General features: G+C 68.5%; 11 protein-coding genes and 1 pseudogene. 1 reads left to right on the top strand and 11 read right to left on the bottom strand.

The window, feature by feature from the left end; translation table 11 throughout:
* Window positions 1-11: 11 nt before the first annotated feature.
* The 10 genes and pseudogenes from OJA40_RS08625 to OJA40_RS08580 form a co-directional block, all read right to left on the bottom strand.
* A complete protein-coding gene (locus tag OJA40_RS08625; RefSeq protein WP_263810334.1) occupies window positions 12-2477 on the bottom strand; it encodes a heavy metal translocating P-type ATPase in 2466 nt (821 codons plus the stop codon).
* 165 nt (window positions 2478-2642) lie between these two features.
* Window positions 2643-3533 (bottom strand): SCO family protein, encoded by an 891-nt coding sequence (locus OJA40_RS08620; protein WP_263810333.1) that lies wholly within the window; start codon window positions 3531-3533, stop codon window positions 2643-2645.
* A 4-nt stretch (window positions 3534-3537) separates the two neighbouring features.
* Complete coding sequence (gene htpX, locus OJA40_RS08615) at window positions 3538-4368, bottom strand: zinc metalloprotease HtpX (RefSeq protein ID WP_118837920.1); 831 nt, start codon at window positions 4366-4368, stop codon at window positions 3538-3540.
* A 184-nt stretch (window positions 4369-4552) separates the two neighbouring features.
* Window positions 4553-5281, bottom strand: coding sequence for a CPBP family glutamic-type intramembrane protease (locus OJA40_RS08610; protein WP_263810332.1), 729 nt, complete (start codon window positions 5279-5281; stop codon window positions 4553-4555).
* A 114-nt stretch (window positions 5282-5395) separates the two neighbouring features.
* Window positions 5396-5632, bottom strand: a pseudogene (locus OJA40_RS08605) (LysM peptidoglycan-binding domain-containing protein); the annotation flags it as partial.
* Window positions 5608-6501 carry a LysM peptidoglycan-binding domain-containing protein gene (locus tag OJA40_RS08600; protein ID WP_263810330.1) on the bottom strand — a complete coding sequence of 298 codons (894 nt, stop codon included), beginning with the start codon at window positions 6499-6501 and terminating at the stop codon, window positions 5608-5610. The gene OJA40_RS08600 and the pseudogene OJA40_RS08605, both read right to left, overlap by 25 nt.
* A 15-nt stretch (window positions 6502-6516) precedes the next feature.
* Entirely contained in the window at window positions 6517-6846 is a 330-nt protein-coding gene (locus OJA40_RS08595) for a tetratricopeptide repeat protein (protein WP_043551686.1), read from the bottom strand.
* A 125-nt stretch (window positions 6847-6971) separates the two neighbouring features.
* A complete protein-coding gene (locus tag OJA40_RS08590; RefSeq protein WP_263810327.1) occupies window positions 6972-7787 on the bottom strand; it encodes a TPM domain-containing protein in 816 nt (271 codons plus the stop codon).
* Window positions 7788-7913: 126 nt separating this feature from the next.
* A complete protein-coding gene (locus tag OJA40_RS08585) occupies window positions 7914-8522 on the bottom strand; it encodes a LemA family protein (protein ID WP_208426416.1) in 609 nt (202 codons plus the stop codon).
* Between the two features lie 242 nt (window positions 8523-8764).
* Window positions 8765-9682, bottom strand: a complete 918-nt coding sequence (locus OJA40_RS08580; RefSeq protein WP_263810326.1) for a TolB family protein — start codon at window positions 9680-9682, stop codon at window positions 8765-8767.
* Window positions 9683-10353: 671 nt separating this feature from the next.
* Here OJA40_RS08580 and OJA40_RS08575 point away from each other — a divergent pair.
* Window positions 10354-13557 carry a PAS domain S-box protein gene (locus OJA40_RS08575; protein WP_263810325.1) on the top strand — a complete coding sequence of 1068 codons (3204 nt, stop codon included), beginning with the start codon at window positions 10354-10356 and terminating at the stop codon, window positions 13555-13557.
* Between the two features lie 38 nt (window positions 13558-13595).
* On the opposite strand, the gene OJA40_RS08570 is transcribed toward OJA40_RS08575, so the two are convergent.
* Complete coding sequence (locus OJA40_RS08570; RefSeq protein ID WP_263810323.1) at window positions 13596-14102, bottom strand: AAA family ATPase; 507 nt, start codon at window positions 14100-14102, stop codon at window positions 13596-13598.
* Window positions 14103-14207 lie beyond the last annotated feature (105 nt).

Here is a 14207-nt window from a genome sequence, read left to right as displayed (position 1 = left end):
CGTTGCGGCCATTACGCGTCGTACCGAAGCAGCCGCAGCGCATTGCCCACGACGAGCAGCGTCGACCCTTCGTGCAGCACCACGGCCGGGCCGATGGAGAGCCCCGCGATCGTAGCGGGCACCAGCACCGCCACCATGCCGAGCGCAATCCACAGGTTCTGCGCGATAACGCGGCGGGTCTGTCGGCTGAGCCCCACCGCGAACGGCAGCTGGGACAGATCATCGGCCATCAGGGCCACATCGGCGGTCTCCAGGGCCGCGTCCGATCCCGCCGCCCCCATCGCAACGCCCACGGTGGCGTTCGCCATGGCGGGCGCGTCGTTCACCCCATCGCCCACCATGGCCACGTCTTCGTCCTGCCGGAGCGCCCGCACGGTGTCCACCTTGTCGCCGGGCAGCAGGTCGCCCCGGGCCTCGTCGAGCCCCAGCCGTTCGGCCACCGCGCCCACGACGCGCTGGTTGTCGCCCGAGAGCATGATCATCCGACGGATGCCCGCGCGGCGGAGCCGCTCCACCACGCCCGCGGCCTCCGGGCGGGGCGCATCGGCGAGGCCCACTACGCCGAGGTAGGTGTCCCCGCGACGGACAATCATCGTCGTTCGCCCATCGGCTTCCAGCGCCTCCACCTCGTCGCGGAGCGGGTCCGGGAGCGGCGGCGCGTCGATCTCGTCGAAGAGCGCCGCGCTCCCGACGTGCACGGGACGCCCGTCAACAGAGGCCCGGACGCCCCGGCCCGTGATGCTCTTCATTTCCGCCGCGTCTTCGGGCGGGCGGCCCTCGAGGTGTTCGTCCCCGTACTGGACCACCGCCTCCGCCAGCGGGTGGTCGCTGAGCCGTTCGGCGGCGACGGCCGCCCGGAGAAGGTCTTCTTCGGACGTTTCGTTGTGGGGACGCACGTCCGTGACGCGCGGCGCCCCCTCCGTGAGGGTGCCCGTCTTGTCGAACGCGACGGCGCCGAGCCGGCCGAGGTGTTCGAGCGGGCCGCCGCCCTTCACGAGCACGCCCCCTTGGCCCGCCCGGGCCAGGGCACTCAGCACGGCGCTCGGCGTGGCGATGGCGAGGGCGCACGGGCTGGCGGCCACGAGCACGGCCATGGCGCGGTAGAAGCTGTCGGCGAAGGGCTCGCCGAGGGGCACCCAGGCGAAGAGGAGCAGCCCCACGAGCCCGAGGACCGACGGGACGAAGATTCGCTCAAAGCGATCGGTGAAGCGTTCAGTGGGGGACTTCTCCGCTTCCGCCTCCGTGACCATCTGCACGACCTGCGCAATTGTCGTCTCGTCGGCCCGCGTCGTGACGCGCACCTCCAGCACGCCGCTGCCGTTGATCGTGCCGGCGTAAACGCGGTGGGCCGCGTCTAGGGTCGTCGGGTCCCGCACGGCCGCCGTGGTTTCGACGGGCGTCTTGTCCACCGGCACGCTCTCGCCAGTCACCGGGGCCTGGTTGACGGCGCTCTCGCCCTGGGTAACGAATCCGTCCGCCGGAATGCGCTCGTTCGGCTTCACGATGACTGTGTCTCCCCCCCGCAGCTGATCGACGGAAACCTCTCGCTTTTCTCCGTCGCGGCGGACGAGCGCGGTGTCTGGGGCCAGGTCCGCCAGCGACTCGATGGCCCGGCGCGCCCGGCGCATCGCGTAGTGCTCCAGCGCGTGGCCCAGCGAAAAGAGAAACAGAAGAAACGCCCCCTCCAGCCACTTCCCAAGCACCGCCGCCCCTCCCGCGGCCACGAGCATAAGAAAATCCACCTCGAACTCACCGTCCCGGAGCGTGTCGATCGCCTCCCGCACGGTGTGGTAGCCGCCGAAGACGTACCCCCCGATGTACAGTCCGACTGAGATGCCGCCAGGCACAGCACCTGCGAACGAGAGCCCGAACCCGACGGCCACACACGCCCCGGCAAGGAGTGCGAAAAGCAGCTCCGTTCTTTCCCCAAAGATGCCGCCATGGTCGTGGGCATGTCCTTCGTCCTCACGGGCATCGGCATCCGGTTCCGCCCCTGGCCCTCCAGAAAACCGTCGTGCGTCGAGCACACCATCGCACACGTGCACATCCAGCGACCGCAGCATGTCACAAATTTCATCATCGTCAGTGACCGATCGGTCGTACTCCACGCGGACCTGCTCGGCGGCACGCGCCTCCGCCTCCACCACGCCATTGAGTTGGCGCAGCCGATTGGCGATGGTCCGGGCGCGCCGGGGACGCGAAATCCCCTCGACGCTCCAGACGAGGTGCCCGTACTGGTCGGTCAGCTCCGCGCCGACACTCTCCGCGCGCTGCCGGATGCGAGGGCGCGCAATCGTGTCGGGGTCGTAGTGCACGCAGAGTCGGTCCGGGGCGCCGTTCGTGGCGGGGACCACGTGGGCCCTGCTTACGCCCGGTTGCCCACGGAGGCGGTCCATGAGGCGATCAACGCACGCGTCCGTCGCGTCGGGGACGTGTGGAAGAACGACGGGGAGATCGAGCCGGGCGTGATCGGGCATGACAATGAGCGACAGGGCCATCGCCTTCCGGCCCCACCTCCTGTTTATGAAGACATGAGCACTTGTTCATAAGTAGAACAAAAGAGGGAGTTTCAGGGGGGTTGCCTCAGTGCGTCTCGGTGCGTCTCGCTCAATGAGGGCTGGATCGGCGCGTCCGGGGGCTGATCAGGACGCCTCGGCCACCTGGGCGACGGCCTGCCGCACGTCCTCTGGCGTCCAGTCGTTGCCGCGCCAGAGGCGCCGCACGTGCCCCTCCGGCCCAATCAGGGCCGTCGTGAGGTTGTGGGTGATCTCCTCGCTGCCCGTCTTCTGGGCGTGCACGCCGAAGAGGCCGGTGGCCCGTTCGACCTGGCTCGAATCGCCGGTGGCGAAGGTCCAGGTGTCGAGCCGATCCGTGTACTTCGACGCGTACTCGCGGAGCACCTGCGGCGTGTCGTAGGCCGGGTCGAAGCTGATCGACAGCAGTTGGGCCTCCTCTCCATGCTGCTCACGGAGCTGCGGCTGCAGGGCGGCAAACTGCTTCGACATGAGGGGGCAGTAGGTCGGCAGTGGGCACCGGGTGTAGATGAAGGTCAGGACGAGCGTCTGCCCGCGGTAGTCACCGATCTGAAGGGACTCGCCGGTCTGGTCCGTGAGCGTGAGGCCCGCGGGGACGCGGTCCCCTTGCTGGAGCATCTGCGTCCCCCCGTCGGCGGCCGACTTGATCGGCGTGGTCGTGCGGGCCGGATTTCGGGCCACTGCCGTGTCCGGCAAGGTGCGGACGGCGATGATGCTCGCGCTGTCGCCCACGGCGAGGCGGAACTGGATTGCATCCCCCTTTTCCAGCGGGGCGGTCATGCTGGAGTCCGCCACCGGCAGGGGCATAATCATCGGTGGCATGTACCCGGGAATCTCTTCGTGCTCCACCACGAGGGTGCGCCCCTCGTTCTGGATGCCGGCCACGCGGCCGTCGACGGTGTACGTGTCCGTGCCAAAGAGGTACAGGAGCAGGGCGCCCGCGGCCAGGAAGAACGCGAAGAGCCCGCCCCCAAATACGGCGAGTCGGTTCTGAATCATGGGTTCACTGGGCGCGACCGGCCATTTCTTCGAGGCGGGCGATGCGCTCCTCCGTGGGCGGGTGGGTGGAGAAGAGCCGCTTGATGCCACTCAGGCCGCCGCTGAAGGGGTTTACGATGAACATGTGCGAGGTCGTCTGATTGGCCGGCATGGACCGGTGCTCCGCGGCCCGCTCCATGCTGCGCAGGGCGCTGGCGAGGCCGAGGGGGTTTTTCGCGATCTCGGCCCCCTCCCGGTCGGCGGCGTACTCGCGGCTGCGAGAGATCGCCGACTGGATGAGCATCGCCGCCATCGGGGCGAGGATCATCATGAGGAGCGACACGAGGAAATTGTTGTCGCGGCCGCCGAAGAAGAGGGCGAACCGGGACAGCATCGTGATCGCCCCGGCCAGCGTCGCGGCGACGGTGGACGTCAGCATGTCGCGGTTCTTGATGTGGGCCAGCTCGTGAGCAATCACGCCCGCCAACTCGTCACGGTCGAGCACGTCCATAATGCCCTTTGTGACCGCCACCACGGCGTTGTCGGGGTTGCGGCCGGTGGCGAAGGCGTTGGGCTGGTCCTGCGGGATGATGCAGACCTTCGGCATCGGCAGGTCGGCCCGCCGGCGCAGGCGATCCACGAGGTCGTGCAGCTCCGGCGCCTCGGCGCGGCTCACCTCTTCGGCCCCGTACATGCGGAGCACGATGGAGCTGCTGTACCAGTAGCTGACGCCGTTCATGCCCACGGCAATCAGGAAGGCGAGCAGCATGCCGCCCGTGCCCCCGAGTGCCTGCCCGATGAGGGCAAAGAGCACGATCATGACCGCCATGAGCGCGGTGGTGCGAAAGGTGTTCATACTAGATCTGGATCGCTATGGGAGCGTTGGTGGCTGGTTGAACTCCATTTTTTATATGCACAAGGGCCGTGCCGCGGTCCTCACCCCTGCCGGGATGTCAGACGTTCTTGTAAAGCGTATTGCGTGTTTCGTATCGCGGAGCGGTTTCGTCATTGATCACGCAATACGCACCACGCAATACGCGCTACCCAAGCATTCCCGTCACCACCATCACGTCGTAGAGCGCGTGGGTCCAGGCGGCAATGCCGAAGCCGCGGGCGAGGAAGAGGGCGTTGAGGGCCAGGCCGAAGAGGAACCGAAAGGCAAACGACGGCAGCGCAAATGGGTCGCCCAGGGGCCCGACGTAGTGGGCGAGGCTAAACAGCGCGGCCCCGACCCCGGCCGCGAGGACGTAGGCCGCGGGGGACGATTCCATGAGCGTCCCGAGGAGGGCGGCCAGCCCCCCCACGAGCAGCACCCGGAAGACCAGCTCTTCGTAGAGGCCCGCGCCGATGGAGAGGGCCAGCTGCGTCCAGAGCGCCCCGTCGGCGGGCGGGATCGCGGCGAAGAGGGCCCCGACGGCCGACGAGACGACGAGGGCCACGCCGACCGCGTACGCCGCGCTCTCGCCCATAAGCCCGACAAAGTAGCGCGACCGCAGCGGAATGTCGCGGTCTCGGTCCAGCAGGTACGCGGCAAGGCCCCCGCCCGCCACCAGGAGCGCGAGGCCCAGCCCGCCGGACGCCCCGGTCATCATGAGCAGCTCCTTGATCCACACGCCCGCCTCGACCCGCACCGGGCGGGTGGCGTCGAGGTTCACGAGCACAATCGTCGTCTCGTAGAGCACAAAGAGCGGCAGGGCGCTGAGGAAGCCGTACGTGGCCGAGCGGGTGGCCCGGTGGTACGTGTGCCAGGCGGCGGTGCGACAAGGCATAGACGACAGGAAGGCGAACGAGGAGCCGAGGGTATAGGGCTAAACGCGTGACACGTGAGGAGTGATACGTAAATTACTCCCTTACGTCGCAGATCACGCTTCACGTTTCACGACTCATTCCGGACGCCCCTCCACCCACACGACTCGCAGCGCCACGGTCGGCGTCGCGTCGGCGTCGATGCCGAGCCGGTCCGCCACGGCCGCCGACACGTCGAGCAGCGTCCCCGCCTCGATCGGCCCGCGGTCGAGGACGCGGGCAAAGGTGTGGCGGCCTACATCCGGGCGGGAGAGGAGCACGACGGAGTCGTACGGGAGCGACGGATGACTCACCACGAGGGCGTCGGGATCGTACGGCGTGCCGCTGGCCGTGAGGCGCCCGGCGAACGCGTCCGGGTAGACGGCGACGGCCCCCGTCGAGTCGGGCGCGGCCCAGTCGCCGGGGGCGGCACCTCAGGGGCCGTCCGGCCCGGCAGGCGAAGGCGTCGCCCCGGCTCCAGCGCGGTCGTGTCGAGGCCGTTGGCCGTCCGGAGGGCCCGGGCGCTCACCCCGTACTCTCCCGCAATGCTGTAGAGGGTCTCCCCCGACGCCACCACGTGGGCCGGCGGGGCAAACCGCTTGGGAAGCCGGAGCGTCTCTCCCGCCGCGAGGGGGGCCGCCGTGCGGTCGTTCAGGGCGGAAAGCGTGTCCGCCGTGGTGCCGAGGCGAAGCGCGAGGGTCACAAACGTGTCGCCGTCCGCCGCCACGTGCCGCCCGTACACCGGCGGGGCCGTCACGGAGTCCACCGCGGGGCTGTCTGGATCGGAAGTGCCCATGGCCACCGTGTCCGAGACAGTGGTGTCCGCGACGACGGTGTCGGAAACGGCAGTGTCGGAAACGGCAGTGTCGGAAACGGCAGTGTCGGAAACGGCAGTGTCTGGGAGAGGCGAGTCCGCGGCGGTAGAATCCGGCCGGGCCTCGGTCGTGTCGGCGGATGCTTCTGTTCTGTCCTCGGGTCGGGGCGGCCGGAGGCGGAGCGTCTGCCCAATCTGCAGCGCCGTGCCCTCCAGGTCATTCCACCGCTGCAGGGCCGCCACCGACACGCCCGCTCGCTGGGCGATGCTGTACAGCGTGTCGCCGGACTGCACTGTGTAGGTCGAGTCGGACGGGGCCTGGGCGTGGCCGGCCGGCGCCGTGCCGGCCAGGGTCAGTAGAACGCCCAACGTGAGAACGGCGGTGCGCATCGGCGGGCGGGACGGTCAGTCGAATCCAACGCCTTCGGCCTTCAGCTTCGCGTCCTGGAGCTCCGACAGGTCTTTCTGGGTGCCCTCCTCGCGGGCCACCTCGATGCCCTGCGCGTACGTGTCGATCGCATCGTCGGTGCGGTCGAGGCGCTCGTAGAGCTTGCCGAGGTGGTAGTACGTGCCCACGTAGTCGGGGTCCGTCTCCACGAGCTCCTCAAACAGGGCAAGGGCCCGCGAGGCGTTGTCGTGCTTCAGGTGCTCCTGCGCGAGGGCGTATCGCGTGAACGGGTCCTCGGGGTCTTCCTCGTGGAAGGTTTTCAGTTGCTCCAGGCGGTCGGCACTCATGGTCAAAGCTGTGCGGTGACGTGTGTCGAATGTAGCGCTTCCCAACCGGACGGCCGGGTGGAGGGCGGCGGGACGCGTGAAGAGTGACGCGTGAGGGAAAGAGGTCACGGATCACGGTTCCCACCTCACCATGATCCCCCGGCGCCGCCCCCGCCGAAGCTCCCGCCCCCAAAGCCGCCGAAGCCGCCCCCGCCGCCAACGCTGCCGCCCCCTCCGAAGCCCCCGCCGCCGTGCGAGCCCCCGCCGCCCCAGATGAAGATCGGCAGGTCGCCGCGGCGGCGGGTGGACGTCTTCGCTCCTTTCTTGTTGCCCCCGCCCCCGCGCCAGAGCGAGCTGCCGATGAAGTAGGCAAAGATCAGGAAGATGTAGATGAGCGTCGTCGAGACCCCGCCGTCGTCGGAGGAGGACGCAACGGCCTCCTCCGTGGCGGTGTACTCCCCCGCGGTGGCCCGGATGATGGCGTCGGTGCCCCGATCGAGCCCGGCGTAGAAGTCCCCGTTCCGGAACGCGGGGGTGATGACGCGCTCCACAATCCGGTTGGCGATGGCGTCCGGGAGGGCCCCCTCCACGCCGTAGCCCGTGGCGATGAACATCTTGCGGTCGTTCTTCGAGACGAGCACCACCACGCCGTTGTCCTTGCCTTCCTGCCCCACGCCCCAGTCGCGCCCCAGTGAGATGGCGTAGTCGTCCACGGGCGCGCCGTTGAGGGAGGAGAGGGTCGCCACCACCACGGCGGTCGACGAGGTGTCCGCGTACGCCGCCAGCTTGCGGGCGAGCGCCCGCTCCTCCCCGCCGGAGAGCATGTTGCCCTGGTCCAGCACCGGCCCGCTCGGCTTCGGCGGAAAGTCGTAGCGCTGCGCCACGGCCGGCGACGCCCACGCCGCGGCAAGCAGCCCGAGCGCGGCGAGGAGAAGCAGAATGTTGCGGGAACGAGACGGCACAGGCCAAATCGAACCGGGTGAGAAGTCTCGGGCGAAACGTTGTGCTCAGGGCCCCGCGAGACGTGACGGCGTGATGCCGAACTCGACCCACGGGTGCGGATCCCCTTCGGCCTCACGTTTCATGCTTCACGAGTCACTGTTAAAATCCACGTCCGGCGCCTGCTCGGCCCCCGCCTCCGCCTCGAATGGCGTTTTCGGCGCAAAGCCCATGAGGCCCGCGAACACCACGGTCGGGAAGGAGCGCACCTGCGTGTTGTACCGGCGCACGGTGCTGTTGTAGTCGCGCCGCGCCACCGTGATGCGGTTCTCCGTGCCCTCCAGCTGGGCCTGCAGGTCGCTAAAGCTCTGCGTGGCCTGCAGCTTCGGGTAGTTCTCGGAGACGGCCAGCAGCCGCCCGAGCGACTTGCCGAGGGCCGACTGGGCCTCCTGGAATTGGCGGAGCCGCTGGGGGTTGTCGAGGTCCTCGGCGCTCACCTGGACGGAGGTGGCCTTCGCCCGCGCCTCCGTCACCGACTGCAGCGTCTCCTGCTCAAAGTCGGCGGCGCCCTGCACCGTCTCTACGAGGTTGGGGATGAGGTCGGCCCGCCGCTGGTAGGTCGCCTGCAGGTTGGACCACGCCTCCCGCACCTGCTCGTCGCTCTGGACGAGGCTGTTGTACGAGCTCGTGGCCCCGCAGCCGACGAAGCCGAGGACAACCACGAGGACGACGAGGGTAATGGCGCCTTTGCTTCGCATGGACGCGGGATCTTCTGGTGACGGAAGCGGCGTGCGTGTCAGGTCGCCCCTACGGCTGACTTCGTGTGGAGTTGCGCCCTGACTTATCGGGCCGCCGGACCTGGCCCGCCGACAGGGGCACACGTAGGCGATGAGGGGATTCCGTCCGGGCCCTAGCACCGTCGGTCTCCGGAAACGCCGGCAATCGCGTCGGGCACACGCGGCCCGGATAGAACCTCTCTTCGGCCCCGCGCCCCGCCTCCCTACTCTGCAACCACTATCGCCAGCCGGTCGCCGGACGGGGACACGGCGAGACGCGAGGCGTCCACCGTGTCCAGCGCAGCCACCGGGCGCCAGTCTGCCCTGCCGCGGCGCCACGCCACGAGTGAGTCTTCGGTCGTCATCAGGAGGTGTCCACCCGGCGTCCAGGCGTGGTCGCCGGTCGGGGCATTCGTGGGCGCCTCCGTCAGCCGACGCGTGGTGAGGGAGGCGCCGTCGAGCCGGTGGATCGCAACCGACGAGTCGGGCCCCACCTGGACGAAGCTCACGTCCGCCCGTCCGGGCACCGACTGGAGCGACCGGCCGATGCGGCGGGCCACGACCGTGTCGGTGCCGCTCGTCACGTTGGCTACGTGGAGCGTCGGCGGGGCGCCGAGGACGAACAGCGCCACGCGGCTGCTGTCGAGCCAGGCGTGGTAGCCCACCGAATCGGCGTCGGGCAGAACGGGAGCGTCCGGGGTGCCGTCGGCCCGGTACCGCCAGAGGCGCTGCCGCCCGTCGGCCTCGACGCGGACGAGCGTCAGGGCGCCGCCGGGCCGGGGCGTGGGGGAAAACTCGCTCTCGGGGGTGTCGGTCACCGGCGCGGGACCTCCTTCGTCCTCAATCTTGCGGTACACGTCCGCCTGTCCGTCGTGGATGGCCGTCCACACGAGCCCACTTCCGTCCGGCAGAAAGGCCGGCTGGTTGTCGTAGCCGGGCCGCGTGGTGGCGGGCGTCGGCCTGCCCATGCGGAGCGTGTCCCCGGATGCGTCGAGCGGCGCTACGATCACGTCCGTTCCGGGCGCCGCGGCAGCAATGGAGTCGGCCGCCGCGGGGGCGTCCCCGTCCGGAGGCTCCGTGCAGCCCCCCAAGGACATCAGAATGAGCATGCCCCCCAACCTCCACGACTGGACGAGCGACATTGGCGGGCGAGGGCTGTTTGTGCGAAATGACTGGACGCCGTGTCTCCTCCATCTTTCTACTCGAAATACTCTACGGTCGTGCCCCTCTTGGAGAGGCCGGGGACGACAGCGTACACCCAAACGGGCAACCGATTTCTCTTTTCCTCCAACTGACCTCGGCAAGATGACTCACCGGTGGTGCGCGGCTTACTGCGGAAGTTCAGGACGTCGCACGCGACGGGGCCGCTCGGAGATGGAGTGGAGAAAGGCCAACCGCGTACCGCGCGCAGCAACATGGAGCGGGCCGCCGCCCTCCCGCCCGCACTCGGGCCCCGCCCGCTTCGGAGAGCGGGTCGACGTCGCGCACGCAGACGGGCGGCCCGGGGATGTGCCGCAATCGGGCACAGCACCCCGCCTCGGAACAGATCTTGCTGCTTTGAAAGAAGAGGAATTTGTCGTTTCTTTCGTCTAGAACGTACACTGCATTCGGTCGGCTTCGACACTTTGGCGGGCCTGGCCCCGAAGGGCCTAACGGCCCTCGTTTCGCCCACGCACGCTCTCGCGCACGCTCCATCATGGAGTCAGACCAGCCTCCCAACGCTCAGTCCTCCCGTCCCCCGTTTTCAGAGCCCGCCGACCGAGGTCCAGACACAGACGCGCCCGCGGCGGTCTATGCCGATCCGGGGGCCGATGTGGATCCCAAGCGCTCCCTTGGCCGTGTTCTGGACCTCGCCACCCGCCTCTTCGCGGCCCCAATGGGGATCGGCACCCTCCACGCAAACGGGCAGCCGCGGGTCGTGGTTGCCGACGGGCTTCGGGAGGCGGGCCTCCAGGACGAGGGCGACGGGACCAAGGCGCGCCTCTGCACGCGGGCGCTGCGGTCGCCCGGGGCGACGGTCGTCACGGACGCCACACGCGACGACCGGCTCGCGGATCACCCATGGGTCGCGGGGGACCCTGGGATTCACTTCTACGCCGGCGCCCCGTTGGTAGGCCCGCAGGGCCACCGGATTGGATCGCTGTGCGTCCTGGACACCGAGGCCCAATCTCCGCCGCCCGCGGACGTCGACCGGCTCGAGGGCCTTGCCGAGATGCTCGTCAACGAGTTGGAGCTGCACCGCCAGGCCGACGCGTGGGACCGGGCCCGACAGCAGTACGAGGCCATCTTCAACCATACCTATCAGTTCACCGGCCTGCTAACGCCCGACGGCATTCTCGTTGAAGCCAACGACACGGCCCTCGAGTTTGGCGGGCTGGAGCGGGAGGAGGTCGTCGGAATGCCGTTCTGGGACACGCACTGGTGGCAGACGGGCCCAGAGACGCAGCAGAAACTCCGGGCCGCCGTCGAACAGGCAGCCGAGGGCGAGTTTGTGCGGTACGAGGCGGACGTCCAGGGGGCCGACGAGACGCGGACGATCGACTTCTCGATCCGTCCGGTTACCGATGGGGACGGGTCGGTTACGATGCTGATTCCCGAGGGCCGCGACATTACCGACCGCAAGAGACAGGAGCGCCAACTCCGGAAGGAAAAGCGGAAGACCGAAGAGGCCCTCCAGGCCCGCGACGCCCTGCTCGGGTCCATTACCGAAAACATCTCGGACGGCATCTACCGCTCGACGCCCGGCGACGGCCTCGTGTACGCCAACGAGGCCCTCGCCGGCATGCTCGGGTACGAGAGCGTCGACAAGGTTTTGGAGGCCGATCCGGTTGAGTTCTACGCCGATTCGAGTCGGCGGGCGGATGTCCTTCGGCGGTCCAACCGGCACGGTGGGATCGACGGGGCGAAGATCGAATTTCGGCGCACGGACGGGACGACCTTCACGGGCCTGCTGAGCGCCACGACCGTTCGGGGGCCCGACGGGGCGGTGCAGTACTACGACGGGGCCGTCACCAACATCACCGACTGGAAGCGACAGGAGAAACGCCTCCGGCAGAGCCGCGAGCGGTGGCGGCGCCTCGTCGAGAAACTCCAGGATGGGCTCCACATCGCCGTGGACGGGGAGATTCGGTACGTCAACCCGGCGGGGGCCGCCATCGTGGGGGCGGAGGCCCCCGAAGACGTGATTGGCCGCTCCCTCCAAGAATTCGTGGTCTCGGACGGGACGCAACAGGACCTCATCGAGAATCGCCTCCGGACGGTCTATCAGGAGCGGGCGTCAACTCCGCCCCGCGAACTCGAGATCGTCGGGGTGGATGGAGCCCGTCGCGTCATCGAGACCTACACGGTCCCCATCGAGTTTGACGGGGAGAGGGCCGGGCAGACGGTGTTTCGGGACATCACCGAGCAGAAGGAGATGGAGCAGGCCCTCCGTGAACGAGAGAAGCAGCTCCGCTCGATCACCGAGAACGTCTCGGACGGGATCTACCGGTCGACGCCCAATGAAGGGCTTGTGTACGTCAATCACGCCTTCGTGGAGATGTTCGGATACGAGAGCGTCGAGGCGCTCCTCCAGATTGACCCGGTTCAGTTGTACGCCACCCCCGAGGCCCGACAGGAAACTCGACGCATCACAAAAGAGAAGGGCCACATAGACGCGGTGGAGGTCGTGTTTGAGCGCAGAGACGGATCAACGTTCACCGGCCTCGCCAGCGCCACCACGGTTCGCGACAAAAACGGCGAGGTGCTGTACTACGACGGGGCCATCACCGACATCACCGAGCAGAAAGAGCAGGCCCGGACGCTGCGGGACCGGCAGCAAAAGCTGGAATCGCTCTACGAGGCCACGCGCCGCCTTCTGGGGGCCGACACCCCCGCCGCGGTCGCGACCCGCATCCAGGACGTACTCCGGGATGTGTTCGACTATCCCCTGGCGGGCGTCGACTTCGCGGAGGACGGCCGGCTCGTCCCGGTCGAAGGCACGATCGCGTCCCCCCGCCAGATGCCAACGATCCAGTCGCTCTCGGCTGAGGGGGACAGCATCGGCGCCCGGGCGTACCAGTCCGGGGAAACGGTGGTGGTTCAGGATGTGGAGGCCCTCGACAACGACGTGGCGTACGGCGACCTGCGCTCGATGGCCTGCACGCCCATGGGCGAGCACGGCATCGTATTCATGGGACAGGCGTCACGCAATGAGTTCGAACCATTTGACCTGCGCCTCGTCGAGATGCTGGTGACCTACGCCGCTGTGGTGCTCGACCGCCTGGGCCGGGAGCAAAAGCTGCGTGAGGCGAAGGAGACCGCCGAGCAGGTCAACGAAATGAAGTCGGCCTTCCTGGCCAACATGAGCCACGAGATCCGCACGCCCCTGACCTCGATCATCGGATTCGCGGAGGCGATCGGGGACGAGGTGAGCGGAGCGGCCCCCACCGTGTCCCGATTTGCGGGCCTCATTGAGAAGGGGGGACGGCGCCTGCTCGAGACGCTCGACGCGGTGTTGAACCTGTCGAAGCTGGAGGCCGAGGAGATGGAGCTCGCCCGTGCCCCGCTCAACGTGGCCGAGCAGGCTGCGGAGACGGGGGCCCTCTTCGAACAACAGGCCGAAAAGGCCGGCATCGACCTGCGGGTGGACGTGCCCTCGGGTCCCCTCTGGGCGCGGGCCGACGAGGGCGCGCTGCGCATCGTGCTGCGCAATCTGGTGTCGAACGCGGTCAAGTACACCGGCGACGGGGGACGGGTCTGGATCCGAGCCCGCAGGGCCGAGGACCGGGCGGTCCTGGAGGTGGAGGACACCGGACAGGGGATGGATCCGGCGGCGGTTTCGACCCTCTTCGAAGCGTTCAAGCAGGCCTCGGAGGGCAAAGGACGGGAGTACGAAGGAACGGGCCTGGGACTGGCCGTCACCAAACAGGCCGTCGCACAGATGGAAGGCACGATCGACGTCGACACCGAAAAAGGGGTGGGCAGCCGCTTTGTCGTACGCCTGCCCCGGCCAGCGCCGGACGAAACGGACGCGTAGGGGAGGGTGCACGCCGCCGCCCCGGACTGCGCTCATTCCTACTCGAAGCGGACGACGAGATGGACGTGCTCCTCCGCCCAGTCCGCATGACGCTGCGTCTGGAGGGCGATCACGACCGCGTGCCCGTAGGCCAGCACGCGATCAAAGAAGTACTCGACGGTGGAGGGGACGGCCCGCTCCGCGTCGTCGTCGGGCGTGTCGACGTGCGAGTGCGTGAAGAGGGCGTCCGCGGCGTCGAAGTAGAGCAGCGCCGACTCTTCGGCCGCGTGGTCGAAGGCCTTGCGCAGGGCGTTCTGGGTCTGCATGCGCTGCTCGTTCAGCAGGGACGGCACCCGAAACTGGTGCAGATTGGCAGTGGTGTGGCGGGTGAGGGCCGCAAGGGCCTGCTGGCGCGTCTCCCGCGTGCCGCCGTGGAAGAGAATGCGGGCCGTAGACGGCTCGTCTTCGCCACTGTGGAGGGCCTGGAGGGCCCGCTCAAACGCGTCCGTCCCGTACCGGACGGGCGAAGCAGCACCAGTGTCGGGCGTCGATTCGGGATCGGCCATGGCACGCCGGACGATGGGCGAAGAAAATGGGCCGCTTGTAGATCGGGGGCCGCGCACTTGTTCCGTGCTCAAAGCGTACGCCGGTAGGGGGAAGGGAGAAGAGGG

Origin of the sequence: Salinibacter pepae, assembly GCF_947077775.1 — a bacterium.
Taxonomy (GTDB): Bacteria; Bacteroidota; Rhodothermia; order Rhodothermales; family Salinibacteraceae; genus Salinibacter; species Salinibacter pepae.
Note: the sequence above shows the minus strand (reverse complement) of the source record. Positions and strands in the feature narration are given on the sequence as shown.

What these genes read in the sequence shown, in the direction of transcription:
- OJA40_RS08585 (WP_208426416.1), bottom strand. Translation starts at nt 8,522, where the DNA reads ATGCGAAGCAAAGGCGCCATTACCCTCGTCGTCCTCGTGGTTGTCCTC.
- OJA40_RS08610 (WP_263810332.1), bottom strand. Translation starts at nt 5,281, where the DNA reads ATGCCTTGTCGCACCGCCGCCTGGCACACGTACCACCGGGCCACCCGC.
- OJA40_RS08570 (WP_263810323.1), bottom strand. Translation starts at nt 14,102, where the DNA reads ATGGCCGATCCCGAATCGACGCCCGACACTGGTGCTGCTTCGCCCGTC.
- OJA40_RS08625 (WP_263810334.1), bottom strand. Translation starts at nt 2,477, where the DNA reads ATGCCCGATCACGCCCGGCTCGATCTCCCCGTCGTTCTTCCACACGTC.
- OJA40_RS08620 (WP_263810333.1), bottom strand. Translation starts at nt 3,533, where the DNA reads ATGATTCAGAACCGACTCGCCGTATTTGGGGGCGGGCTCTTCGCGTTC.
- OJA40_RS08600 (WP_263810330.1), bottom strand. Translation starts at nt 6,501, where the DNA reads ATGCGCACCGCCGTTCTCACGTTGGGCGTTCTACTGACCCTGGCCGGC.
- OJA40_RS08580 (WP_263810326.1), bottom strand. Translation starts at nt 9,682, where the DNA reads ATGTCGCTCGTCCAGTCGTGGAGGTTGGGGGGCATGCTCATTCTGATG.
- OJA40_RS08595 (WP_043551686.1), bottom strand. Translation starts at nt 6,846, where the DNA reads ATGAGTGCCGACCGCCTGGAGCAACTGAAAACCTTCCACGAGGAAGAC.
- htpX (WP_118837920.1), bottom strand. Translation starts at nt 4,368, where the DNA reads ATGAACACCTTTCGCACCACCGCGCTCATGGCGGTCATGATCGTGCTC.